At 67.5% G+C, this 24,760-nt stretch carries 21 protein-coding genes and 1 riboswitch; of the genes, 6 read left to right on the top strand and 15 right to left on the bottom strand.

The annotated features are described in order from the left end of the window. Window positions 1-67: 67 nt before the first annotated feature. The 4 genes from LIP_RS07155 to LIP_RS17750 form a co-directional block, all read right to left on the bottom strand. Complete coding sequence (locus LIP_RS07155; RefSeq protein WP_158509592.1) at window positions 68-1,348, bottom strand: MFS transporter; 1,281 nt, start codon at window positions 1,346-1,348, stop codon at window positions 68-70. A 276-nt stretch (window positions 1,349-1,624) separates the two neighbouring features. Further along, window positions 1,625-2,470, bottom strand: coding sequence for an alpha/beta hydrolase family protein (locus tag LIP_RS20470; protein ID WP_407936403.1), 846 nt, complete (start codon window positions 2,468-2,470; stop codon window positions 1,625-1,627). Window positions 2,471-3,539: 1,069 nt separating this feature from the next. After that, the gene (locus LIP_RS17755; RefSeq protein ID WP_158509591.1) at window positions 3,540-4,187 is read right to left on the bottom strand and encodes a flavoprotein; all 648 of its coding nucleotides are present in this window, start codon (window positions 4,185-4,187) and stop codon (window positions 3,540-3,542) included. Window positions 4,188-4,369: 182 nt separating this feature from the next. Next, window positions 4,370-5,734: a radical SAM/SPASM domain-containing protein gene (locus LIP_RS17750; protein WP_158509590.1), complete on the bottom strand. Its 1,365-nt coding sequence runs from the start codon at window positions 5,732-5,734 to the stop codon at window positions 4,370-4,372. A 722-nt stretch (window positions 5,735-6,456) separates the two neighbouring features. On the opposite strand from LIP_RS17750, the gene LIP_RS18475 reads away from it, so the two are divergent. After that, window positions 6,457-7,455, top strand: coding sequence for a tetratricopeptide repeat protein (locus LIP_RS18475; protein ID WP_173652449.1), 999 nt, complete (start codon window positions 6,457-6,459; stop codon window positions 7,453-7,455). Window positions 7,456-7,471: 16 nt separating this feature from the next. Here LIP_RS18475 and LIP_RS07135 read toward each other — a convergent pair whose 3' ends face one another. From LIP_RS07135 to LIP_RS07105, 7 genes are all read right to left on the bottom strand, one after another. Next, window positions 7,472-8,512: an RluA family pseudouridine synthase gene (locus tag LIP_RS07135; protein WP_198409766.1), complete on the bottom strand. Its 1,041-nt coding sequence runs from the start codon at window positions 8,510-8,512 to the stop codon at window positions 7,472-7,474. Continuing rightward, window positions 8,473-8,949: a signal peptidase II gene (locus LIP_RS07130; RefSeq protein ID WP_068136166.1), complete on the bottom strand. Its 477-nt coding sequence runs from the start codon at window positions 8,947-8,949 to the stop codon at window positions 8,473-8,475. Before LIP_RS07130 ends, LIP_RS07135 begins: the two co-directional genes overlap by 40 nt. Before the next feature lie 34 nt (window positions 8,950-8,983). Next, window positions 8,984-9,796, bottom strand: a complete 813-nt coding sequence (locus LIP_RS07125) for a TraR/DksA C4-type zinc finger protein (RefSeq protein WP_068136163.1) — start codon at window positions 9,794-9,796, stop codon at window positions 8,984-8,986. A 64-nt stretch (window positions 9,797-9,860) separates the two neighbouring features. After that, window positions 9,861-10,184 carry a DUF5665 domain-containing protein gene (locus LIP_RS07120; RefSeq protein ID WP_068136159.1) on the bottom strand — a complete coding sequence of 108 codons (324 nt, stop codon included), beginning with the start codon at window positions 10,182-10,184 and terminating at the stop codon, window positions 9,861-9,863. Between the two features lie 58 nt (window positions 10,185-10,242). Beyond that, entirely contained in the window at window positions 10,243-13,137 is a 2,895-nt protein-coding gene (gene ileS, locus LIP_RS07115; RefSeq protein WP_068136156.1) for an isoleucine--tRNA ligase, read from the bottom strand. A 408-nt stretch (window positions 13,138-13,545) separates the two neighbouring features. Next, window positions 13,546-14,454: an ABC transporter substrate-binding protein gene (locus LIP_RS07110; protein ID WP_068136153.1), complete on the bottom strand. Its 909-nt coding sequence runs from the start codon at window positions 14,452-14,454 to the stop codon at window positions 13,546-13,548. Between the two features lie 114 nt (window positions 14,455-14,568). Continuing rightward, window positions 14,569-14,770: riboswitch (cobalamin riboswitch) on the bottom strand. A gap of 4 nt (window positions 14,771-14,774) precedes the next feature. Continuing rightward, window positions 14,775-14,990 (bottom strand): hypothetical protein, encoded by a 216-nt coding sequence (locus LIP_RS07105; RefSeq protein WP_068136150.1) that lies wholly within the window; start codon window positions 14,988-14,990, stop codon window positions 14,775-14,777. Between the two features lie 233 nt (window positions 14,991-15,223). Between LIP_RS07105 and mdh the strand changes: the two genes are divergently transcribed. Continuing rightward, window positions 15,224-16,153 (top strand): malate dehydrogenase, encoded by a 930-nt coding sequence (mdh, locus tag LIP_RS07100; RefSeq protein WP_068136148.1) that lies wholly within the window; start codon window positions 15,224-15,226, stop codon window positions 16,151-16,153. 141 nt (window positions 16,154-16,294) lie between these two features. On the opposite strand, the gene groL is transcribed toward mdh, so the two are convergent. Together groL and groES are read right to left on the bottom strand one after the other, a co-directional pair. Next, window positions 16,295-17,917 carry a chaperonin GroEL gene (groL, locus tag LIP_RS07095; protein ID WP_068136145.1) on the bottom strand — a complete coding sequence of 541 codons (1,623 nt, stop codon included), beginning with the start codon at window positions 17,915-17,917 and terminating at the stop codon, window positions 16,295-16,297. A 65-nt stretch (window positions 17,918-17,982) separates the two neighbouring features. Continuing rightward, a complete protein-coding gene (groES, locus tag LIP_RS07090) occupies window positions 17,983-18,273 on the bottom strand; it encodes a co-chaperone GroES (protein WP_068136141.1) in 291 nt (96 codons plus the stop codon). Window positions 18,274-18,480: 207 nt separating this feature from the next. Between groES and arcC the strand changes: the two genes are divergently transcribed. Continuing rightward, window positions 18,481-19,419 (top strand): carbamate kinase, encoded by a 939-nt coding sequence (arcC, locus tag LIP_RS07085; protein ID WP_068136138.1) that lies wholly within the window; start codon window positions 18,481-18,483, stop codon window positions 19,417-19,419. Window positions 19,420-19,556: 137 nt separating this feature from the next. Next, window positions 19,557-20,900 (top strand): NCS2 family permease, encoded by a 1,344-nt coding sequence (locus LIP_RS07080; protein ID WP_068136135.1) that lies wholly within the window; start codon window positions 19,557-19,559, stop codon window positions 20,898-20,900. A gap of 84 nt (window positions 20,901-20,984) precedes the next feature. Here the strand turns inward: LIP_RS07080 and LIP_RS18470 are convergent, their stop codons facing one another. Further along, a complete protein-coding gene (locus LIP_RS18470) occupies window positions 20,985-22,022 on the bottom strand; it encodes a hypothetical protein (RefSeq protein WP_144440379.1) in 1,038 nt (345 codons plus the stop codon). Between the two features lie 89 nt (window positions 22,023-22,111). After that, the gene (locus LIP_RS07070; protein ID WP_068136131.1) at window positions 22,112-22,930 is read right to left on the bottom strand and encodes a DUF72 domain-containing protein; all 819 of its coding nucleotides are present in this window, start codon (window positions 22,928-22,930) and stop codon (window positions 22,112-22,114) included. A 250-nt stretch (window positions 22,931-23,180) separates the two neighbouring features. Between LIP_RS07070 and LIP_RS07065 the strand changes: the two genes are divergently transcribed. Beyond that, window positions 23,181-24,431 carry a DinB/UmuC family translesion DNA polymerase gene (locus LIP_RS07065; protein WP_068136128.1) on the top strand — a complete coding sequence of 417 codons (1,251 nt, stop codon included), beginning with the start codon at window positions 23,181-23,183 and terminating at the stop codon, window positions 24,429-24,431. Between the two features lie 13 nt (window positions 24,432-24,444). Next, window positions 24,445-24,756, top strand: a complete 312-nt coding sequence (locus LIP_RS07060; RefSeq protein WP_068136125.1) for a DUF6504 family protein — start codon at window positions 24,445-24,447, stop codon at window positions 24,754-24,756. Window positions 24,757-24,760 lie beyond the last annotated feature (4 nt).

Genomic DNA, 24,760 nt, shown 5'->3' with positions numbered 1-24,760 from the left:
CTGTGCGTCACACCGTGGGGACGATGCTTGGTCAGCTGTCGCGGTCTGGGCGAGGATGTGATGGTTTCTAGTCATCCGCTCGTAGGGGCGACCTTCCAGAAGAAAGACGCTTGGCAGCCCTAAGCGCTGGAACGATGCGCGTCAACGTGACCACCACGAGCGAGGCACTGATTCCCGCTGATACTATCAACAGGCTCCGCGCTGCCACGTAGTCAACAGCTACGCCAGAAGCCGAACTGGCGGCCATGAAGAGAACAGCCGCTAGGGTTCCGAGGCTTCCCTGCACCCTCCCAAGGTATTCCGGTCCGACAGCCTGCTGGAGGACGGTAGTATGCACGATCGTAAAGGGGCTGTTCCCTAGCGCCGTGATCAAGACCCCAACAATCAGGACGAAAAGAGACCAAGAGCCCGCTAAGATCGCATTCCCGGCAAGCATGGTAATCGTAGCTCCTGCAAGCACACCCGCGGTTCCGCGCCGCCGGATGAGCGGGGCTACTACCGTGGCCGCCAGGATCTGTGCCAACCCGTTCGCTGAACTGAGCCACGCGATATCGCTAGCGGCCCTTCCAAGCCCGCGATTGATGAAAACGATCATCACCGTGTTGTTAATGCCAGCACCGAGAGACTGGAGTCCGATGGTCGCCAGAAGCGCCATCACAAGACGATCTCCCCGAACGCGTGCCAAGCCGTTCAAGAAATCCCGCCACCAGGTCGAACCCACCGTCTCATCGGAGCCCGCCTGTTTCTCAACCTCCCTCGGGCGCCGAATAGCCAACGCTGTTCCGGCTCCTACGAAGAAAGTCCCCCCGTCCACGAGGAAGGTCAGTTCGGCTCCGATGACACGGTACGCCGTGGCTGCAACCACAGGGCCTATCAACAGGCTGAACTGGCGGGACAGAACGAAAAGGGTGTTCACCTGTGCCAGGTGGGCAACCGGCACCAATTGTGGAACGATCGCAGTCATGGCAGGCTGGACGACAGCACCTGCAGCTTCAGAAGCCGCGATGACGACGTACACCAGCCCAAGCGATTGTGAACGGGCGGCAAGGACGAGTGCTAGACTGAGCAAGCCTCGCACCGTGTTGCCAAGAATGATAGCTCTACGCCTGTCCCAACGATCGACGTACACGCCTGCAATCAAGCCGAGGGCAAGCATTGGAACGATCTCGGCCAGTGTGATCCCGGCGACAGCCATGCCGGACCCATCCGTTACGGCGTAAACCGTCAGGAGCACCGCCATCCTCCGGAGCGCATCACCGAAAACGGAAACGCTTGCTCCGGACCATAGCCAGGCAACCGACGGGTAGTTGCGTAGCGACCACACCGGGGTCTGCGTATTCTCGGTCATATGTCTCCCCTCGGGTACACCGACCGGATCATCGTTCCATGTATGACCCACTAACCCCCAGGACGCTCCCTGCTTCCCCGCAGCTTCACTGTCAACGCGACAGGCGCCATAACACAGCAGCAGCCAGCAAGCGTCCGTAACGCAACACTCTCGACCGACGGCCAAGGTTGCACGCGTGCCTATCGGTTCAGGCATCCAGCCCTTGCCGTGGGAAACAACCACCTTGCGCGCCCGTAAGTCACCCAGCCCGTACAACCACCAGGATCCGGGTAGCCGCTATAGCAACGAGTGCAAGAACTCAGCTATCTTCTTGTACATGCGAATCCGAGCAGCCCGAGCGGTTAACCCGTGCCCCTCGTCCAGTTCTACGTAACAAACATTGTGACGTCCTAGCTCCAGAAGCCTATCCCTAAACCTCCGAGCCTGGGTAACCGGTACGCGGGGATCGTTCTTGCCATGGATCATGAGAATAGGCGCCGTCAAGCGAGCCACGTCGTGGATTGGCGAGGCTTCCATGTACATCTGCGGTAGTTCTGAAGGACCTCCCCCGAATAGTGCACGGCAGTATAGCCTTACTGCGTCTGTTGTCTCGTAATAGAGGGACGTCCAGTCAGTAATCCCCATCCACGCAATTCCTGCAGCCCAAAGATCGGAATAACGGGTCAACTGGCGGTAGACTAAGTACCCTCCGTAGGATCCACCTACACAGATCAACCTGGTCCCGTCAATTCCAGGCATATCTTGGAGCCACCGAGCTGCTGCAGCAACGTCGCGCGCGTCACCACCGCCAACGTCGCGGACGTTCAAGTGCTCAAATGCATCTCCGTAACCTGCTGAGCCGCGATAGTTTACCTGCAATACCGTGAAACCACTTCCCACAATGAGTTGAACCAGCGCATTCCATTCGAGACGATCACGCGCTGACGGCCCGCCATGCAGCAATACTACGGCTGGCCGTCTATCTCCTGCGCGCTCCGCAGGCGCGTGGAGCAGCCCTTCGATGCACAAGTTCTCGGAGGTAAACCTGGCCTTGCGTGTGGCGACGGTTGGAAAGGCCCCAGGCACATCCCGCGTAGGGTCAACTAGAGCGCTGGCCGCGTGCCCAGCGGAATCGTGCAACATGACTCGAGGCGCATGGCGAGGATCTGACGCCACATACACTACGTCGTTATCTGCCGTGTAATCTGCATCGTACACAACACCTTTGCCCGTCGCAATAACTCTGCGCCTACGCGTGGCAAGAGCTATCTCAGCCAGGCGTACGGTCACTGGGCTTTCTTCTAGCACGAGCATCCTGCTCCCGTCACGTGAAAACGTCAATGGGAACGCGTCCAGCGTTCCCCCTGTGACTGTGGTCGTGCTACCAGTTACAAGATCGGCCAGTACGGCCCACGTTCTGTCTGAACGACGTGTAGTGATTGCCAGCCATCGGCCGTCGTGCGAGACTCGGCCAGAGAGGTCCATCGTTTCCGGCCCAGAAGAGTACACCTTTTGCATTGCAGTCGCACGACACCCGTCCAGCTGCACGTAATACACGTCTCTATTACGGAGGGGCTCGCTGTCGCTCGCGGTAACGTAGACCCCACCACCGATCCGCGACCAATCCGACGCCTGCATGAAAGCCATGCCCTGACCTATACGACAGAGTTCACCGGATTCGATGTCAGCGATGTACACTTCCAATGCTGCATTCCATATGAGAAACCGGCCTTCGGGAGATACGCGTCCCGGGGTACCTGCGGGCATCTCCTCTGCAACCTGCCGCATCTCGCGCGTACGAAGGTCGATACACCACGCGCTGGACTCGGGACTCGCGCCAAGGCGCTTCACGATCAGTATTCCAGCACCGTCCGGCATCCACCTGAGGGGTGCCTCCACGACGTCTGGCAGTTCACCGCTCGTGATCTGCACTGGCGCGCTATTGGAACGGACGTCTGCTACGTAGAGTTCCATTCTGCCGGTGAAATCCGCGTAGTAAGCTAGCTTCGTCCCGTCGTGTGATAGCGCAGGGCTGTAGACCGCCGGTAGTTGCTCCAGCGTTGAGAGGATCCCGAGTGGTCCCATCGCGCACCTCCTTGGGCCGTCCGTGAGTGGAGTCAGGCCATACCACCAGCGCGGTAGGTCATCCGTGTACGCGTGGCAACGGCATCACAGCTATGCTCATGTGGCGGATGTCAACACGGCACGCCAGCTAGCCTTTATCAGATACGGCGGACAACTCATTCTCCAGGGCGCGATGCGCGACCAGACTGGACGACGAGAGTTGCGCTACCTGTAGCCTATGCAGGAAGAAGTGTTGAAGCTGTCTAAGGAGATTCTCAATACCTGGACCCACACCATGTACCTTGTTTTGGCTAGAAGTTACTGAGAGCCCAAGCGATGGCTGAACCACGTAGTTTCCGTCGCGTACAAGTTGCGCGACATTCCTCTGAACCGCGGCGCTGTTCCACATGTCAGCGTTCATTGCTGGCGCGAAGAGAACCGGTGCCCGTGCCATGATGACGGCAGTGGACAGGAGGTCATCCCCAATTCCGTTTGCAGCCTTGCCAATGATTGATGCTGTGGCAGGTAAAATGAGAAACATCTCTGCCCACTCGACGAGATTGACGTGCGGTACCTTCACAGTGGGTGACCGATCCCACAGGTCAACGAACACCCTGTCGTCTGCATACAGTTCCAGAATTCTCGGAGGTATCATCCTGCTAGCCGAGCGCGTCGCTATGATTTTGATCTGTTCGGTGAACTCTGCTCGCAATACCTGCAGGTATTCTGGAAGTTGGACTGCGCGCACTGAGCCCGCCACGCCGACAAGCAGACGGTCACACATCCTTTCTCTCATCCTACCGACTCCCTTCCACATGATCAGAGAGTACAGTAATACGTTGAGCCGTAAGTAGCCGGGGGCGACGTACCGCCCCCGGCTTTGCCTAGCAGTTGTGGCAGTTGGAGTCGAAATGCTGCGGCGGATCCAAGGCGGCATCAGGCTTCTGGATCCATTCCATGATGTTCCCTCCCTTCGCTCTAGGAATTGGGCCGGCCCGAAAGCTTTCCCCCAGCCAGCTCCGTCTGGGAGGAGGCGCCAGCGCCGCGTTCCACTGCGGCGGACCCGCTCCGCTGCGCGCCGTCATTCACGCTCCTCAGCGCTATGGTGCGGAGCGTTTCCCCTATAAACCGCTTCTCCGGAGGGCACGTCACGTCTGCTCTGTCCAGCCACTCCTTTGGGCATATCGCGCCGAAGCACGCTGGGAGAAAGAAGCAGCCAGTGCATTTGGAGTTCTGCCGCCAGGCACCATTAGACTCAGTCCAAAGCGCAACCTTCTGCCAGTCCACCATTAACTTGCCGTCTTGCGTTAACCGGCCAACGACGTTGCGTTCGTTCTTGTCGAGCTCTACGGTGCACTTATACAGTGTTCCGTCGGACCCGACCACAAAGGATCTTGGGTCTGCAGCATAGCAAACAAACCCATTGGGCCGCAGCACCTGGGCTTGATAGGCGTTTCGGAATCCGGCCTCCTTCGCCAGTCTCTGTAGGTGGATCTTGGTCGCTGCCCGTTCCTTGCCTTCGTAGACGTCAAGTACGGAGTCGTTCTGGCCTCCCCACTTGCCTATGGGTTCGAAGACGAATTCAAATCGAGGATCGTCGGCGAATTCGCGTGCCATAAGTTCTATAAACTCTGGTGCATGTGAGAGATTCCTTCTATCGTAATTGTGCCTAAGCGTCACTCTCACTCGCTCGGTACGTTGCTTGAGGTAGCGTAAGTTCACCATGATCTTCTCGAAAGTCTCACCACCATCCATGAGATGGCGACGCTTGTTATGCTCTGCTGCGGTACCATCAAGGGTTATCTGGAGATGCGAAAGGCCAAGGTGGAGCAACTTGTCAGCCACAGCTGGCGTCAACAGGTAACCGTTCGACACAAGCGTCGAAGAGAACTCGATACCGTGACGCTTGCAGTGTTGCGAGAAGTACTGTTGAAGATTGACAACGACGTCCGCCGCTACCAGAGGTTCGCCACCGAACCACGTGATATTCAATCGCTCTAGGTTAACTTGTCTGGCGACGCATTCCTTCAATGCTTTCTGGACTTCAGATGGCATGGCACCACGCGAGAACGATTCGTAGCAGTACACACACCGAAAGTTACACTGTTCAGTCGGCAGTATAATCAATTGTAAATGACTGGTACCGTACTTGGCCAAGTATTGGTCCATCGCCGAACCGTCTTCGTCAGTTCCGATGGGCACCAGGAATCCTGCCTCTGCAAGCTGCTCTTCTAGGTTGGTCTCACGCGGGAGATCCGCTGCTTTGCTTCGCAGAAAATGGCGGGCTTGCTCAGCCTGCGCGGGGGCTATTGCCGCTATTGCACCTGTCAGGGAGTTGTGCAACAGCAGACGGCCATCCTCGGTGGTAGTGAGAGTAAGAAACTTGGATGGTCGAAGTTGACGATCGCGCGCGTTACGATCCATTTGAACGCCTCCTCCTAAAGAACCTGCGAGCAAGTGCAGGTTCCCCCCCGAACCGCTGATGTGACCTCGAACCCATTGGAGGCCTGATTGGTCGATCCGGGTCAATGGCTGACGAACGGCACACCACCCTAAGTTTGCCTGATGACTGGGGATCATCCCGCCACTTGCAAGGTACGGGAGAGGCAGCTACGATAAAAAGGACTCAGACGATGCCACCCAGCCACGATCGCGAATCGCTGCGCACCGTCCCCCATACACCTCCCAACGCCCCCGATTGGTGCAAGGTTTCGATTGTTGCGGGTATCAACCTGTTAACTTCGCGGAGGGAATGCACGATGCCTAGCCCACGGGTTAACGAACAGGACCTGGCTGCACTGGGTACCTTACTGCACGAAGCCCGTCGCGCCGCTGGGCTGTCTCTCTACGACGTGGCAGGCGCCGACCTAAGTGCTCCGGCCCTATGCAAGCTCGAAAAAGGAAAGGCGTGCCCTACAGCCGACCGTCTCATGTACCTCGCCGGCCGGCTCCACCTCGATCTCCCGAGGATCCTCCCCCTGTGGGCCCGATGTCAGCGTCGTGCCGGCCAACGGTACCTCCTCGTCCGCCTCCTTCGCGAAGCGGGCCATCAGACGGCCGCAAGGGTGCTCGTACGTCATCTAGAAGAAGAGAAGGTCGACCATAGTAACCCCTGGTCCGCTTGGATTGCTCTAGAGAAAGGGCTGCTTGCGCTGGACCAGGATCGGTACGAGGAAGCGCTGGATAGCTCTCGTCAGGCCGCGGTCCTCGCCAACCAGCACTCGGACTGGGAGTGTCAGGCCGAAGCGCATGCACTCGCAGGCATCGCTCTCCGTTACCTGTGGCGACCCACGAGCGCCATCCGCCATCTTCAGGCTGCAGCCAGGCAGGCTCGCCCGCACCAACCGCTTCACGCCCGCGTCCTGATTCATCTGGCCCACGCGCAGCTGGATGCAGGCCTCTACCGGCCGGCGCTCGACATCTATGAGTCCATTCGTGCACACGTGCACGAACCACCGCTGGCAGAATCGGTCCCCGAAGGCAAGGCCTTCGCACTGGAGCGCCTGGGTCAACCGGACACCGCCTTGCAGGTGCACCGCGTTATTCTGAGGCGCTATGAGGCCGACGGCGAACCTCGCAGCATTGCCCGCGTGTTGAACAACATGGGGCTGTGCCACAAACGGATGGACGACTGGAGAGAGGCCCGCTCATTCTGGCAGGAGAGCCTGCAGGTGCAGACCGACGGCTTCGACGCCGCCTGCACCCTGGAAGAGCTCGCGCAGAGCGCCGTCCTGGCAGACCGACGCGAGCAAGCGATGGAGTACGTTGACCGGGCTGAGTCCTTCGTCGCCCCCTTTCCACGCCATCCTTCCCGGGCGACCCTCACGCTTCTCCGGGAAGGTATTCTGGGGGCGGACAGGACCGGACCGTTCCCCGAATGGTCCCGGCTCCTCGCTTCTGCCGATCCCGAGCTTCGGTCCCTGTGGATTCAGGGCTCCGCCGAGGCAGCGCTTTACCTCTGCTGGAGGGCCCCCCTGAATGAGGCACTCGCGGCTCTCAATGAGTTCGCAGTCGGAATGCTGGCATCGGGACCGCCCGAGCTAGGCACGTCGCCTCCGCCGTAGGTCACCCCGCTCGCCCTTAGCCCTTCGCGGGAGTCCCCCGCAGCCGCCTGAGCAACGCCTCCATCTGCTGAGGTAGCGGCGCCGTGAGGTGCAGGTCCTCCCCCGTCACCGGGTGCTGGAAGGCCAGCTCGGCCGCGTGGAGCGCCTGGCGCCCCAGCCCCAGCCGTGGACGCCCCGGGGCGTACGTGGGGTCGTCGACCAGCGGGTGGCCCTGGTGGCTCAGGTGGACCCGGATCTGGTGGGTTCGGCCCGTCTCCAGGCGGAGCTCCAGGAAGGTGCAGCGGGGCGGGCCGGGGAGGTGTTCCAGCACCCGGTAGTGGGTCACGGCGGGGCGGCCGTCGGGCCGGACGGCCATGCGGGTGCGGTGGAGGGGGTGGCGGCCCACCGGGAGGTCGACGGTGGCCTCGGGAGGCTCCACGACCCCGTAAGCGATCGCCCGGTAGACTCGGCGCACCTGGTGGGAGCGGATCTGGCGGGCGAGCCCCAGGTGGGCCGCGTCGTCCTTGGCGGCCACCAGGAGCCCGGACGTGTCCTTGTCCAGCCGGTGGACGATGCCAGGCCGCATGCGCCCGCCCACCGAGGAGAGATCGCCGCAGTGGGCCAGCAGCGCGGCCACCAGGCTCCCTTCCTTGTGCCCCGCCCCCGGGTGGACGATCATGCCCGCCGGCTTGTCGATGACGATCAGGTGGGGATCCTCGTAGACGATCCGGAGAGGGATCGCCTCGGGCGGCACCCAGTCCGGTTCGGGGGGAGGAAGGACGGCCTCGATCCGGTCGCCCGTCTCCACGGCGTCGGACTTGGCCGCCGGTCGGCCGTTCTTGCGAACGTCGCCGGTTTCGATCCGCTTCTGCCAGAAGGAGCGGGAGCGGAGCGGCTCCTTCAGGGCCAGGAACCGGTCCAGGCGGAGGCCTGCTTCCTCGGGGGCCACCTGCCACGTCCTGGGCTCGAGCGCCCCCGGGTTCTGGCGGAGGCCTTCCCCCTCGCTCGGGCGCAGGGCCGGCGCCTCGCCCGCGGTGCTCACCCCGCCGCTTCGTCGCTCTCGTTGCGGCTTCGCCACGCGGCCGCCACCCCCAGCAGCGCCCCCGCCAGCAGCGCCACGTCGGCCAGGTTGAAGGCCAGCCGGCCCCCGAGCGCCGCCACGTCCAGGACCCCGCCCAGGCGGAGCCGGTCCAGTCCGTTGGAGAGCGCCCCGGCCGCCACCAGGCACGCGGGCCAGAAGAAAGGCGTACGGCCCTGCGACGGTTGTCTCAGCAGGACCCAGGCCGCCCCGCCCAGACTCACGGCCGCCAGGAGGAGCGGGCTGCCCGCCAGGATCCCCAGGCTCGCCCCCGGGTTGACCCCCGGCGCCAGCGCCAGTGCGTCGCCCCAGAGGACCAGCTGGCTACCTAGCGGGAGGCGGCTGGAGACGGCAAGCTTCAGCGCCTGATCCGCAGCCACCAGCGCGCCCACCAGGAGGAGCCGTCGCACGCCCGGCCTGGAGACGACCCGTTCCATCCCGCCCGGACCTGGGCCGTTGCCTACCTTCGGCCTACGGCTCGTCATCGAGGTCGTCCAGGTCTGCGGCTTCCAGGTCGATCTCATCCAGGTTGGCCGTGTGTTCCTCCTCGTCGGGGTCGCCCACGGGCCGGCGTCGGCCGGACTGGGGGTTGCCTTCAGCGGTGCGGGTCTCCTCGGCCTCGGGCCGGGGCTCGGGGTAGATCTCATCCCAGTCGGTGGCCATGTTCCCCGCCAGGTCCGGGATCTCCTCCACAGGCTCCACTGCGCCCCGGGGCTCCTCGGCCTCGATGAAGGCCTCGTCGTAGGAGACCGAGCCGGGGACGTCCTGGGGGGTGTTGGCGGTGCCGTAGCGAGCCACGTCCTGCCAGATGTCCTCGCCCTCCACCCCCACCTCCTCGGGCTCGTCGCCGAACTCCCGGGAGAAGGAGCCCGGCAGGCTCTCCTCCTCGATGGGTCGGGTGCGCGCCTCACCGGCCGTGGTCTCCTGCTCCATCTCCTCCTGGCACCGGCGGCAGAGCCCCGCGTAGGGAAGGGCCTCGAGCCGCTCGGCCTCGATGGGGCGCCCGCACTGCTGGCAGATCCCGTAGGTGCCCCGCTCGAGGTTCTCGAGGGCGGTGTTCACCTCTGCCAGGAGCTGTCCCGTGCTCTCCCGCAGGGCCAGGTCCTTCCCCCGTTCAAAGGTCTCCGTTCCCAGGTCCGCGGGGTGCTGGTCCGCCACCGAAAGCTCGGCGGTCGCCCCTCGCAGCGAGTCCCTTCCCAGCCCGCCCTCGTTCAGCCGCTCCCAGAGGCTGGCCAGCCGGTCGCGCTCCTTCAGGAGCCGCTCCTTCATCCTCTGCGGGTCCACCCCAGCATTGTCCACCCTATTGGCCAGAAGAACCCCTCCCCACCGTAGGCTACCCGGGACGAGCTCAAGGACCCAGGTTCAGCTCCCGCTCGACGATGCGGACGATGTCGGCGATCACCGCACCGATGAGGGGCAGGTTGAGGGCGGCCAGCCGGGTGAGCGTGTAGAGGATCAACGCGCTCACGACGGTGAAGCCGATGGCGATGCCCACCCCCCGGAAGACGCCGCCGCCGAGCTGAAGGAGCAGCGCCCGCCGGGGGTTCCGGTAGAACTCTACCAGCTCGCCGATGTGGGCCTCCTCCATCCGGCGCCCCAGCTCGTTCACCCGGTGCACCAGGTTGCGAAGGAGCGCGCCTTCCGCGTCGCGCCTCTCTGCCGGCCGCCTCATTCCAAGCCCCCCGGCCGTTAGACTCCCCGTCGCGGCCGGGGCGAAGACGCGGGTCCGCTCAGCCGGCCGAGGCGTCGACGGCAGAGGGCTCCAGGCTGGCCACCACCTCGGCGCAGCGGGCGCAGAGGTCCGGGAAGCGGGGATCCGAGCCGGTGGTGGGGTGGTTGCGGCGGCAGCGGGGGCAGCGGTCGTGGGGGCTGCGGGAGACGGTCACGCCCACCTCGGCCCCCTGGACCCGGGCCCGGACCGCGCCCTCGGGCGGCTCCCCCTCGTGGAAGCGCACCTCCGACACCAGGAAGAGACCGGCTAGGTCCCCCCGGGCCAGGAGCCGTGCCGCGAGCGAGCCGGCCACGTCCGGGGGAAGGTAGAGGTCCACGCGCGCCTCCTGGCTCCCCCCCACCTCACGCCGGTCCCGGGCCTCCTCGATGGCCTGGTAGACCGCGTGGCGCACGTCCAGCAGGAGGTCCCACTCGGCCGCCAGGTCCCGGTCCCGATCGGCTGCGGGCTCGGTCACACCGGCGGCGGCTACCCCGGGGAAGGTGGCCAGGTGGACGCTGGGCTCGGGGCGGGCCGCCTCGGGCAGGTGCTCCCAGGCCTCGTCGGCGGTGAAGACCAGGATGGGGGCCACCAGCCGGATGAGGCCCGAGACCATCCGGTAGAGGACGGTCTGGGCGGCGCGGCGACCGGGGGCGTCGGGGCGCTCGCAGTAGAGGCGGTCCTTCAGCACGTCCAGGTAGAAGCCGCCCATCTCCGCGGTGCAGAAGGTGTTGACGTCGTGGTAGACCAGGTGGAAGGCGTCCTCCCGGTAGGCGGCGCGCACCCGCTCCACCAGCCGAGCATAGCGGGAGAGGGCCCACCGGTCCACCTCCTCCAGGGCCTCGGCGCCCACCGCGTCCCGGGTGGGGTCGAAGTCGAAGAGGTTCCCCAGCATGAAGCGGAGGGTGTTCCGGATGCGGCGGTAGACGTCGGCCACCTGCTCCAGAATGGCTTCGGAGACCCGCACGTCGCTCTGGTAGTCGCTCGCGGCCACCCAGAGCCGCAGCACGTCGGCTCCGTAGCGGTCCACCACGTCCAGGGGCGAGACCGTGTTGCCCAGGGACTTGTGCATGGCCCGACCCTCGCCGTCCAGCACCCAGCCGTGGGTGAGCACCTTGCGGTACGGCGCCCGCCCCCGGGTGGCCACCGCGGTCAGGAGCGACGACTGGAACCAGCCCCGGAACTGGTCGCCGCCCTCCAGGTAGAGGTCCGACGGCCAGCCCAGACCGCGGTCCTCCAGCACCGCCGCGTGGCTGGAGCCCGAGTCGAACCAGACGTCCATGATGTCGGTCTCCTTGCGGAAGCAGCCGCCGCCGCAGTGGGGGCAGCGGAAGCCCTCGGGCAGGATCTCCGCCGCCTCGCGCCGGAACCAGGCGTCGGACCCCTCCCGCCGGAAGAGACCGGCCACGGCCGCGATGGTCTCGGGCTCGATGACCGCCTCGCCACAGCTCCCGCAGTAGAAGGCCGGGATGGGCACGCCCCAGAGCCGCTGGCGGGAGATGCACCAGTCCTGCCGCTCCCGCACCATCTCCCGCATGCGCTCCTCGCCCCAGGCGGGCACCCACGTCACATCCCCCACGGCCTCCAGCGCTTCCTGCCGGAAGCCCTCCACCGAGGCGAACCACTGGGGCGTGGCTCGGAAGAGGACGGGGCTCTTGCACCGCCAGCAGTGGGCGTAGGAGTGCACCAGGGTCGAGGCGTTCAGGAGCAGGCCGGCCTCCTTCAGGTCCTCCAGGATGCGGCCGTTGGCGTCGCTCACGGGCAGGCCGGCGTACCGGGGCTCGGCCTCGGTGAAGCGTCCCCGGTCGTCCAGGGGCGCGTAGACCTCGAGGCCGTAGCGGGTCCCCACCTCGTAGTCCTCCAGGCCATGACCGGGGGCGGTGTGGACCGCGCCGGTGCCCTGCTCGAGGGTGACGTGACGCCCGAGGATGACGGGCGAGGGCATTCCTTTGAGCGGGTGGCGGGTGACCACCCCTTCCAGTTCCGCCCCTTTCCAGGCACCGACCACGTCCGCTCGGCTCCACCCCAGGGCCTTCCGCACGCCGTCCAGGAGCCCCCGGGCTACCAGGTAGCGGGGCGCTTCGGGCCCATCCCCCACGTGTACCAGCACGTACTCCAGCTCGGGATGGAGCGCGATTGCCTTGTTGGCGGGAAGGGTCCAGGGAGTGGTGGTCCAGATGAGGACGGACGCGTTCTCCGGCTGGAAGAGGCCGCGGGCGTCGGTAACGGGAAAGGCCACGTAGATCGAGGGCGAGCGGTGGTCCTGGTACTCGATCTCCGCCTCGGCCAGGGCCGTCCGGCAGTCCGGGCACCAGTAGACGGGCTTGAGTCCCTTGTAGACGTAGCCCTTCCTGGCCATCTCGCCGAAGACCTCGATCTGCCGGGCCTCGTACTCAGGGCTCAGGGTGAGGTAGGGGACCTCCCACTCGCCCCAGATCCCCAGGCGCTCGAACTCCTCGCGCTGCACGTCCACGAAGCGCAGGGCATACTCGCGACAGCGCCGGCGGAGCTCCAGCGGGTCCAGGCTCTCCGCGTCCACGCCCATCTCCTGCAGGGCCGCCCGCTCGATGGGGAGGCCGTGGGTGTCCCAACCGGGCACGTAGGGCGCCCACTCGCCCTCCATGGCGTGAGACCGCACGATGACGTCCTTCAAGACCTTGTTGAGGGCGGTTCCGATGTGGATCTGGCCGTTGGCGTAGGGCGGCCCGTCGTGGAGCACGAAGTCGGGTCCGGGGGTGCGTCCGTCGGCCGTCGCCGCCGGCCCGCCCGCGCTGCGGGCAGCCCGGCGCTCTTCCTGGAGCTTCTGGTAAAGCCGGGCCTTCCGCCACGCCTCCAGGCGCTCGGGCTCCCGCTGGGCGAGCTGCGCCCGCATGGGGAACGCCGTCTGCGGCAACTGAACGGTCTTCTGGTAGTCCATGGCCCCCACCCTCCTGACGAAAAAAGACTCTCGTCCCTCTGGGACGAGAGTCCACACCCCCGCGGTACCACCCGGAGTTGGGGCGGAACGCGGTTCCACCCCCACTCGAACGGGGTAACGGCCCCAACCGGCCCCGGCTACTGGCTCGCCGCCCCGCGCCGCGGGGTCGTCGGGCGTTCGCCAAGGCGGCTCCGAGGGGATCTTCGGGGAGGTCCCGGCGCCGGCTTCCACCCTCCCGGCTCGCTCGTTCCGGGGCGGCCGCCCCTACTCGCCTCTTCATCGCCGTTGCTCCGGCCTGACCCTGGAGCGTCGTGCCCCCGGGCCGAAGGCCGGTTTCTGACACGCCTGCGTATGTTGGTCCTCATTATAGCCAAGCCGCCTGGGGCCGTCAATCGGCGGGCCGTTGGCCTACCGATCCGGATGGAAGATCCGCGCCAGCGCCTCCAGCCCATCCACCAGCCGCGGCCCCGTGATGGTGACCGAGTCGGGGTCCAGCTCGTACACCTTCCCGTCACGTATGGCCCGAACGGACTGCCAGCCGGGACGCGCCTGCACCTCGCCCCGGTTCGGGTGGGTGAGGAGGATGACCTCGGGGTCGCGGGCGATCACCGTCTCCGGGCTGTAGGTGGGCCAGGCGCTGGGCGCCTCGTGGGCCAGGTTCCGGCCCCCGGCCAACGTCACCAGCTCGTCGATGAAGCTCCCGGGCCCCGCCGTCATCAGCGGGTCGTTCCAAACCTCCACGAAGACCAGGGGCCGCTGGTCGGGCGGGATCGAGGCCGTCCGCTCCTGCACCGCCGCTACCCGCTGCTGCAAACCCGCCACCAGCGAGCGCGCCGTCTCCTCGTGGCCCGTGGCCTGCCCCAGGAGCAGGAGCGCCTCCCAGAGAGCTTCCAGGTTCGGGACGTCCACCGCGAAGACGGCCACGCCCAGCCGCTTGAGATCCTCCAGGTGCGCCCGCACGAGCTGCAGGTCGCCCACCACCAGGTCCGGCTGTAGCTCCAGCAGCCGCTCCAGGTTGACCTGGGTCGCGTCGGAAACCACGGGCAGCGAAGCCGCCTCGGAGGGGTAGTCGCTGTAGGCGCTCACCCCCACCACCTGGGGACCCGCCCCCACCGCGAAGAGGTTCTCGGTGATGGACGGGGCCAGGGCGATGATGCGCTGGGGCGGCGCATTCCACTCGTAGTTCTGCCCTAGCGCGTCCGTCACCTGAATCGAGGCCGCCTGGACCGGCGACCGGCCCAGGACCACCAGGCAGGAGAGCAGCGCCAGCCCTACCGCGAGGGCCCGCGCCCAACGGGTGCCGTTCCGGACCACCATGCCACACACCTCCGGTTTGGGGTGGACGGGCCCGCCACGCGAAAGACGCCCCATCGCCTGGGGCGCGCTCGAAGGGGGACGCAGCACGATCGCTCCCGGACTTCCGCAGGATCGACGGTCACACGGCGAAGGGCAGGTCTCCTGGCTTCCGGATCGTCGGCTCCTGCCCGGCCCTTCCCCGCAGGTGCGAGTGGGCTCGGGCGCCTCCCCGGTCACAGTGGCGGGCCCGCGCGCTTCTCCGGCCGAAGCCGGATGACGACTTCCCTATTCTCCCGTGCGGCAACGCCGCACGGGCACCCCCCGCTCGCTATTGGGTTCGCTTACTCCTGATTCACCGTCCGGGCCGCGGCATCCTGCTCGGCCGCACGCACGCCCTCTGCGGCCATGGCCGCCTCCAGCATCCGGTCCAACTCCCAGAAGCGGGCCAGGAACTCGCCGGCCTCCCGGTCGGTCTCCAGCAACTGGAAGAAACGGGCCTCCATCTCGCCGGCCTCCGTCTCCGCCGGAGCCGCGTCGATGGTCTCGAACGTCTTCACGCCGTACCCCCCTTCCGCCTAGCCGATCATTACCACCCCCTCCCAGCTTTTCCTGCAAAGATCGGCCCGCTTCGAGGCAGACCGGCATCGTGCGGCCCCGACCGGTGGCCGGCAGGCATCGACCAAACCGGCCGGCGCCGGCCGGTGCCGCGATTGAATCAGGCCCCAGGACCTGGTAGACTGATTGTGATGTCAGTATCAATTCTGGGGGCTCGGAACAGGGGGGGGCATCGATGGCACGCAGCAAGGTCACCGTCGTGGGTGCCGGCAACGTGGGAGCCACGGCGGCCCACTGGATCGCCGCCCGCGAGCTGGGCGACGTGGTGCTGGTGGACGTTCTCGAAGGGATCCCCCAGGGCAAGGCCCTGGACCTGCAGGAGTCCGCGCCCGTGGCGGGCTTCGACGTCCGGGTCGCGGGGACCAACAGCTACCAGGAGACCCGCGACTCAGACGTGGTGGTCATCACGGCCGGCATCGCCCGCAAGCCTGGCATGAGCCGCGACGACCTGCTCCAGACCAACTTCGGCATCGTCAAGAGCGTCACCGAAGAGGTGACGAAGGCGTCGCCCAACGCCTTCCTCATCGTGGTGAGCAACCCGGTGGACGTGATGACCTACGCGGCCTACCGGGTCTCCGGCTGGCCCAAGAACCGGGTGATGGGCATGGCGGGTGTCCTGGACTCCACCCGCTTCCGCACCTTCATAGCCCAGGAGCTGGGCGTCTCCATGAAGGACGTGAGCGCGTTCGTCCTGGGCGGGCACGGGGATGCCATGGTCCCGCTGGTGCGCTACTCCTACGCCGGTGGTATCCCCATCGAGAAGCTCCTGCCCCGGGAGACCATCGATCGCATCGTCGAGCGGACCCGGAAGGGCGGCGGCGAGATCGTCAACCTGCTCAAGTCCGGCAGCGCCTACTACGCCCCCGGCGCCTCGGTGGCCGACATGGTCGAGGCGATCCTCCGCGACCAGCGGCGCATCCTGCCCGCCATCGCCTACTTGGAGGGCGAGTACGGCCAGCGGGACGTCTTCGTGGGGGTGCCGGTGATCTTGGGCGGCAACGGCATCGAGAAGGTCGTGGAGATCGAGCTGACCCCCGAGGAGCAGGATGCCTTCCAGAGCTCCGTGGACGCGGTCCGGGAGCCGATGGCCAAGCTGGCCTTCTAGCCCCGGCACGGCCCGCACGGATCGCAAGGCGGGCGGCGGGCGGCCGCCCAACAGCGCTTGAGAGCGAGCGAGGCGGCCTCCTGGCCGCCTCGCCCCGTTCATCCCACCGTTCACGGATTCCGGCCCACCGGGACCGGCCGATCAGAAGTCCATGTCACCGCCGCCGGCGGGCATGGGCGGGGTCTTCTCCTTCTCGGGGATCTCGGAGATGACCGCCTCGGTGGTTAGCACCATGCCGGCGATGCTCGCTGCGTTCTCGAGGGCGGTGCGGGTGACCTTGGCCGGGTCGACGATCCCCGCCTTGACCATCTCCTCGATCTTCTCGGTGACGGCGTTGAAGCCCATGCCAGGCTTCTCGCGGCGCACCTGCTCTACGATCACCGAGCCCTCCACCCCGGCGTTGTTGGCGATCTGCCGGAGCGGCTCGGTGAGCGCCCGCTTCACGATGTTGACGCCGACCTGCTCGTCGCCTTCAAGCTGCAGCTTCTCCAGGGCCGGGAGGATGTTGACGTAGCTGGTGCCGCCGCCGGCCACCACGCCCTCCTCCACCGCCGCCCGGGTGGCGTGCACCGCGTCCTCGATGCGGTGCTTCTTCTCCTTCAGCTCCACCTCGGTGGCTGCGCCCACCTGGATGACCGCCACGCCGCCGGCGAGCTTGGCCAGGCGCTCCTCGAGCTTCTCGCGGTCGTAGTCGGAGTCGGTCTCCTCGATCTCCCGCTTGATCTGCTCGATGCGCCCCTTGACGGCGGAGGTGTCGCCCTTGCCCTCGACGATGGTGGTCTTGTCCTTGGTGATGCGCACCCGGCGGGCCTGGCCGAGCATGTCGAGGGTGACGTTCTCGAGCTTGTGGCCCAGGTCCTCCGAGATGAAGGTGCCGCCCGTGAGGATGGCGATGTCCTGGAGCATCGCCTTGCGCCGGTCTCCGAAGCCGGGCGCCTTGACGGCCGCCACGTTCAGGGTGCCCCGGATCTTGTTGACCACCAGGGTGGCCAGCGCCTCGCCCTCCACGTCCTCGGCGATGATCACCAGCGGCTTGCCGGCCTGGACCACCTTCTCCAGCACCGGGAGCAGGTCGTGGACGTTGGAGATCTTCTTCTCGTGGATCAGGAGGAAGGGATCCTCCAGCTCGGCCTCCATCGTCTCGGAGTTGGTCACGAAGTAGGGGGAGATGTAGCCCTTGTCGAACTCCATCCCCTCCACCACCTCGACGGTGGTGGTCGTCCCCTTGGCCTCCTCGACGGTGATGACGCCGTCCTTGCCCACCTTGTCCATGGCCTCGGCGATCAGGTCGCCGATCTCGTCGTCGTTCCCGGCGATGGCGGCCACGTGGGCGATGTCCTGCTTCCCCTCGACGGGGATGGCCAGCTTCTTGATCTCCTCGGCGGCCGTGTGGACCGCCTTCTCGATGCCCTTCCGCACGATCATGGGGTTGGCGCCGGCGGCCACGTTCTTCAGGCCCTCGAGGACGATGGCCTGGGCCAGGACGGTGGCGGTGGTGGTGCCGTCACCGGCGACGTCGTTGGTCTTCGAGGCGACTTCCTTGCAGAGCTGCGCCCCCATGTTCTCGTAGGGGTCCTTCAGCTCGATCTCCTTGGCCACGGTGACGCCGTCCTTGGTGATGGTGGGCGAGCCGTACTTCTTCTCCAGGACGACGTTGCGGCCCTTGGGACCGAGGGTGACCTTGACCGCGTTGGCCACGACGTTGACGCCGCGCTCGAGCGCCTTGCGCGCATCCACGTCGAAGGCCAGCTGCTTGGCTGCCATAGACTCGGCTACCTCCTCGTGTTGATGAAACCTTGCAAGGCTTCACCGGGTGCTCGACCCGGCCTTCACTTCTCGGTGACGGCCAGCACGTCGCTCTCGCGCAGGATCAGGTACTCCTGGCCGTCGAGCTTGACCTCGGTACCGCCGTACTTGGCGAAGATGATCCGATCGCCCACCTTCACCTCGAGCGGGATCCGCTCGCCGTTCTCGAGGATCCGCCCGGAACCGACGGCGATCACCTCACCCTGCTGCGGCTTCTCCTTGGCCGTGTCCGGCAGGTAGATGCCGCCCTGGGTCCGTTCCTCTTCCTCGATCGCCTTGGCGACGATCCGGTCGCCCAGTGGCCTGAGCGTCACTGAAACCCCTCCTCGTACTCTCCGGGTCGTTCGATCGTTCTCTGTTAGCACTCCATCCGGGCGAGTGCTAACCCGCTACTTAATATGCCTCGCCCGCCAGACCCTGTCAAGAGGCTTCCCCGCGCTTCCGACGAAAACCCGCGCAGGCAGGTCTGTACGCCCCCGGTGAGGTAGGGGTGGCTGGATGGGCACAGGAGGTGGGAGCGGTTGGGGCAGCGGATCCTGGTGGCACTGGGCGGGAACGCCATCTTGCACCCGGGCCAGCGCGGCTGGGCCCACGAGCAGATGGAGAACCTGAAGGAGACGGCCCGCGCCCTGGCGGTGGTGGCCCAGGAGGGACACGACCTGGTGCTCACCCACGGGAACGGGCCCCAGGTGGGCAGCCTGCTGATCCAACAGGCCATGGCCAGCGCCGTGGTGCCCCCGTGGCCCCTGGATTTCTGCGACGCGGCGAGCCAGGGCCTCATCGGCTACATGATCCAGCAGACTCTGGGGGCGGAGCTGGAGGCGCGGGGCGTCGAGCGCCAGGTGGTGAGCGTGGTCACCCGGGTACGGGTGGACCCGGACGACCCGGCCTTCACCCACCCCACCAAGCCTGTGGGACCCTTCTACGACGCGGAGGAGGCGGCCCGGGGGCAGGCCCGGGGAGAGGCGTGGGTCCATGAGGCCGGCCGCGGGTGGCGCCGGGTGGTGCCTTCGCCCGAGCCGGTGGAGATCCTGGAGCTGGACGCGGTCCGGCGGTTGCTGGACGGGGGGGCGATCCCCGTCGCGGTGGGCGGAGGGGGCGTACCCGTGGTGCGCACCGCCGAGGGACGCCTGGATGGGGTGGAGGCGGTGATCGACAAGGACCTGGCCTCGAGCCTTCTGGCCCGGGCCCTGGGCATGGACCGGTTCCTGATCCTGACCGACGTGGACCAGGTCTATCGGGATTACGCCACCCCCCACCGCCGTCCGCTTCCCCGGCTCACCCCCGGCGAAGCCGACGTCCTCCTGAGCGAGGGCCAGCTCGCGGCCGGGAGCATGGGCCCCAAGGTGCGGGCGGCGGCGGCCTTCGCCCGGAGCGGCGGGGTCGCGCACATCGGCGCGCTGGCCCAGGTGGAGGCGATCCTCGCAGGCCGGGCGGGCACCTGGATCGCCGCCTCCTGATCCGCGAACCCTCCGCGGAGGGGCGGGGAATCATCCGGTGCAGGGAGGAGAGGGCCGAGCCACGAACAATATGTTATCAGGGACCTGGAACGTTCGTGTTTTCGGGCCCACATCCCGACGAGGAGCGAGGAACCGGTATGAACGAAAGCCTTCGAGTCGCAGGCGCGCCGGGCGGGCCGCTGGTGGAGCGCCTCTTCCACCTGCAGGCGGCGGGAACCACCTGGCAGCGGGAGCTGGTGGGCGGGCTCACCACCTTCATGACCATGGCCTACATCATCTTCGTCAACCCCAGCCTGGTGAGCACCACCGGCATGCCCTTCGAGGCCGTGGCCATCGCCACCATCTTCGCCTCGGCCCTGGCCACGCTGCTGATGGCGCTGCTGGCCAACTACCCCTTCGCGCTGGCGCCAGGCATGGGCCTGAACGCCTACTTCGCCTTCGCGGTGGTGGGAGCCATGGGAGTCCCCTGGCAGACCGCCCTGGGCGCCGTCTTCATCTCGGGTGTGGTCTTCGTGGTCCTCACCCTGAGCCGGGTGCGGGAGATGATCATCGATGCGGTGCCCGCAGTCCTGAAGAAGGCCATCGGGGCCGGCATCGGGCTCTTCATCGCCCTCATCGGGCTCCACAACGCCGGCATCGTCGTCGCCAACCCCGACACCCTGGTCGCCCTGGGGAACCTGGCCCAGCCCGCGACGCTTCTGGCCATCATCGGCCTGGCGCTCACCGCCGTCCTGCTGGGTCTCCGGATTCCGGGGGCGATTCTGGTGGGGATCCTGCTCACCACGCTCATCGGCGGGTTCATGGGGGTCACCCAGGCGCCTGAGGGCTTCTTCCGCCTGCCGGACCTTTCGGCCTGGGCGCCCGTGCTGGGCAAGCTCGACATCGGCGCCGCGCTGGCCCTGGGCTTCTGGGAGATCATCTTCGTCTTCCTCTTCGTGGACATGTTCGACACGGTGGGGACCCTGATCGGCGTCTCCTCCCAGGGCAACTTCCTCGACCGGGAGGGCAGGCTCCCCCGGGCCAACCGGGCTCTGCTCTCGGACGCCATCGGCACCGTGACGGGCTCCTTCTTCGGGACCCCCACCGTGACCACCTACGTCGAGTCGGCCAGCGGCGTGGCCGCCGGCGCCCGGACGGGCCTGGCCGGCGTGGTGGTGGCCGGGGCCTTCCTCCTCAGCCTCTTCTTCATGCCCATCGTAGCCATCGTACCCGCCGCGGCCACGGCCCCGGCGTTGGTGCTGGTGGGAGCGATGATGATCCGGCAGGTGGAAGGGATCCGCTGGGACGACTTCACCGACGCGCTGCCCGCCTTCCTCACCGTGGCCGCGATGCCCTTCACCTTCAGCATCGCCACGGGCATCGCCCTGGGCTTCATCCTCTACCCGCTCCTGAAGCTGGCGACGGGCCGGGGCCGCGAGGTCCACTGGCTCACGTACGTGCTGGGCGCGCTCTTCGTGCTCCGCTTCGCCTTCCTCAGCTAGAGATCAAGGCCCCGGGGGCGCTCTTCCGCCCCCGGGGCCTTCCTTGGACCCAGACTCCGCGGCGGGCGGGTCCGGGCGATGGACTCACCAGGGCGGAACCGGCGGATCCGCCAGGAGTTCCTCTGCCTCGCCCCGCTCGTCGATCTGAAGGTTCATCAGCATCTCAGGGGCGTTCGCCCCGCCGCCGGGGGCGCCGGGCACGCCCATGCGCATGACCAGGCGGAGGTGAGCCTCGACCGGCTGGGCGTCACGCACCCGCACCCGCTCCGAACCTTCCACCTCCACCCACATGCGTCCGGGCGGTCCTCCGCCGGGGGCGGGAACGGTCACCTCCTGCTGGGGGAGGTTGTAGCCCACCCGGGCCACCTGCTCGGCGCCGTCGCCGTCCACCCCATCCAGGGTGGCCCGCACCCGCACGGAGGGCAGCTGCCCCCCACCACCCATGGCGGCCCCCGCCATCTGCTCCAAAGGAATCTCCCAGGTGCCGCCCACCCGGACCCCCACCGGCCAGCCGGGGCCCTGGAGGGTGGCTGCCAGCCGCTTCAGCGCCGCCTCATCCATCTCCGGCACCGGCCGTCCCTTCCCGTCGTCGACCCGCACCACCTCCCAGCGGCCGTCCGGGGCCGCCTTCACGTGGATGGTGCTCGCCTCGACCTGGGCCAGCTGCTGGGTGAGCTCGGGGGTTCCCTCGAGGACCTCCGGCTTGCCCATGGCGAGGATCAGGTACAGGCTGCCGTCGGGGGCAGGGTTGCTGGTGCGCACCGTCCACTCCTGGCGGGTGCGGGCCTCCATGGGCACCGCGCCCTGACCGGGCATGCCGAGAAGCTCCATCTGCAGGTGCAGGAGCACCTCCCGGCGGTAGAGGCGCCCGGGTGCAGGCCGCCAGTAGGCGGGCAGGTTCAGGACGGGGTCCTGGCCCCCGCTGCTTTGGGGGCGGACCTCCAGGGCGGCCGGCGCCTGGGCCGACACGGCCAGCCCGGCCGGAAGCACCATCAGGAGCGCCAGGAGCAGGGCCAGCCCCGCATGCCCTCTCCTGGTGGTAAGGCGTGGCTGGGCGGCCTCCGAGGCCACCGGGCCGGCGGCGCGTGACGCGCCTCTGGGGGTGAAGCGAGTCCTCTTCACAACGGTTCACTCCTTGATGAACCCGGAGGTGATCACGGCGGGAGCGGGAAGAGCTCCAGGTTCCTTCGTCCCTCCGACCCGCCCGTGGCCTACGGTACCACCAGGTCGAGGATCCGCTGCATGGTCTTCGCGCCCTGGACGGCGTAGTCGGCCCGGTTGTTGTTGAAGAGCACGTGGACCTCCTCCACACGCCCGGCCAGGGCCCGCAGGGGCGGTGCCCACTCGGCCAGCTCCGCCTGGGTGTAGAGGTAGTCGAAACGCTCGCCGCTCTCCTTCGTCTTCCAGTACCAGGTACGGGCGTTCCGCCCGTGCAGCCGCAGGATGGCGATCTCGGGATGCGTCGCCTCCACCACCGCCGGCACCGATCCCGAACCGATCTGAGGTTCGTCACAGATGGTGTGGACGTACCCCAGGTCCCGCAGGGTCTGGAGGGTGCGCGCGGTCGCCTCGTCGTCGTGGAACCAGCTCCGGTGGCGGAACTCGACGGAGACGGTGGCACCGGGCAACAGGTCCCGCATCCAGTGGAGGTGGTCGACGCTCTCGCGGCTCTGGGTGAACCAGGGCGGGAACTGGAAGTGGAGGGTCCGGAGCTTGCCGGCCTCGGCCAGGGGCTGGACCGCGTCGCGAAAGACCGCGAAGGTGTCGAGGAGCTCCTCGTCCGAGGGGCGGGGCCGGTCATGGAGGGTCATGGAGCGGTGGGCCTTCACGTTGAAGACGAAGCCGTCGGGCGTGGCGCGGGCCCAGCTTTCGAAGTTCCGGCGCGGCTGCAGGTGGTAGTAGGTGGCGTCCACCTCGACCAGGTCGAAGTGCGTGGCATAGTAGGCCAGCCGGTCCCTCGCCTTGAGGCCCCGGGGGTAGAAGTTCTCGTGGTCGCTCCAGGCACAGGTGCCGACGCGGATGCTCCCCACGGACCGCTTCCCTCCACCGGCGCGGGCCGGTCCTGATGGTCCCATCATATCGGCCGGGAGGGTGGCGGTCAACGGCGGGCGCCCGGGTGTGCGCAGGCCGGCTGGGTCGAGCCGGCCGGGCGTGGGCCGGGGCGCGAAGCGATCCAGGGTTTCCCACCCAGGGTTTCCCAGCTTGACAGGACGATCATGTGTTCGTATACTGGAGGAGCGGCGAACGCCAGCGCGCTGCCGTTCCAGGGGGGTCGTCCTCATGGGCTTCGTTCTCCACGTACGGATCACGGGCGGACCCGACGCCGCTTCCTCCGCCACGCGCTCCGGGGCGGATCCCGCTTCGCTCCTGCGCCCCCCGGCCGCACCGCCTCCGGAGGAGTGGGCGCCGGATCACCCGCTGCTGCCGCTCCTGGAGGCCGTGGCCTCCCTCACCCCCAGGGTGGAACCCTTCACGGAGCACGAGCTCTTCGCCGCCCTGGATCCCGGCGCAACCGCCCGGCTCGGCCGCCTCCTCGATCGCCTGCAGGAAGGCCCGCCGGTTCTGGCGGTCCTCGCCTCGTCCCGCCTCGTCGCCCGGGCGGCCGGGGTCCGTCTCCTCCTCCAGCCGCCGCCCCCGGGGCGGGGGACGACGTGGGAGCAGCCATCCCCCACCCTTTACCAGGTCCACGAGCCCGCCCGCTTCCTCGCCCCCCTCCCGCTCGCGTACCTCTGGACGCTCCCGGCGGAGGTCCTGGAGCTGGAGCGGCTCGGGGTCTGGCGGATCGGCCAGGTCTCGGGGGTGGCGCCTCCTGGGAGTTCCTCCTCTCAAGGCACCTCTTCTCGGGGCCCCTCTTTTCGAGAGAACGCCCCGGCCCGGATCCCCCGGACCCTCCTGGTAGGGCGGCTGGGCTCCACCCTCGCCCGCCGGTTGGTCGAGGCGAGCCTGGGCGTGGACCCCACGCCGGTCCGGGACGGCTTCCCCCGCCCTGCGATCCGGCTGGAGCGCCCGGTCCCGGACGGCTTCGACGGCTCCCAGCTCGAGGGGATGCTCCGGTCGATGGCGGCGGAGCTGGCCGAACAGCTCCAGCGGCAGGGGCTGGGGGCTTCCCGCCTCACCCTCCGCCTGGCGGCCCCCGGCGATCCCCGCCCGCCGGGTGATTCGGACGCTCCCGCTCACGAGGCACTCGGTCCGTGCGCTCGCCGGCTCCCCGAGCCCGTCGGTGACCCCCGCAGGATCGAGCGGGAGGGCTTGCGCCTGGCCCGCACCCTCTTCCCTTCGCGCCCTTCATCCGGGGCCCCGCCGCCCCCGGGGACCCGGCTGGTCCTGGAGGCGGACCGCCTGGCTCCCCCGCAGGTGCACCAGGTTGCCCGGCTGGTCTCCGCCGGAGGCGCCCGGGAGATCCCCCCCGCCCTCGCCGAGACCCTCGAGCAGGCCCACCGCCGCTTCGGGCAGGCCGCCCCCGTTTCCGCCAGCCGCCTTCCCGTCTCCCGGCGGGAGCGGATGCTCCGTCTCTGGCAGGGACCGTTGTAGCCGGAGGTTCCCCATGCGACGGGTTCACACGCCGATCGTCCTCGCCGGCCCGGGAACGCCCCCGGGCGAGCGGCAAGCGTCTTCTCCCGCCTCCTTGCCCGGGGTCGTGCCGGGGGTGCGCCCCCTCCCGGGCAGCCACTTTCCCTGGCGGGGCCGCCGCTTCGTGGTGCAGGAGGTGCTGGACGGGTGGCAGGAAGCGGGGTGCTGGTGGGAAGGCGAGCCCGTCACGGAAGGCTTCCACGTCGCCTTCCAGGGGGGCGTCACTGGGGTCCTCCTCTTTCGCCACCCTCGGGGACCGTGGGTGCTGGACTGCATCGATGACTGAGCCG

The organism is Limnochorda pilosa, assembly GCF_001544015.1.
GTDB classification, from domain to species: Bacteria; Bacillota; Limnochordia; order Limnochordales; family Limnochordaceae; genus Limnochorda; species Limnochorda pilosa.
The sequence above is the reverse complement of the archived record's forward strand: the minus strand, read 5'-3'. Positions and strand labels throughout refer to the sequence as shown.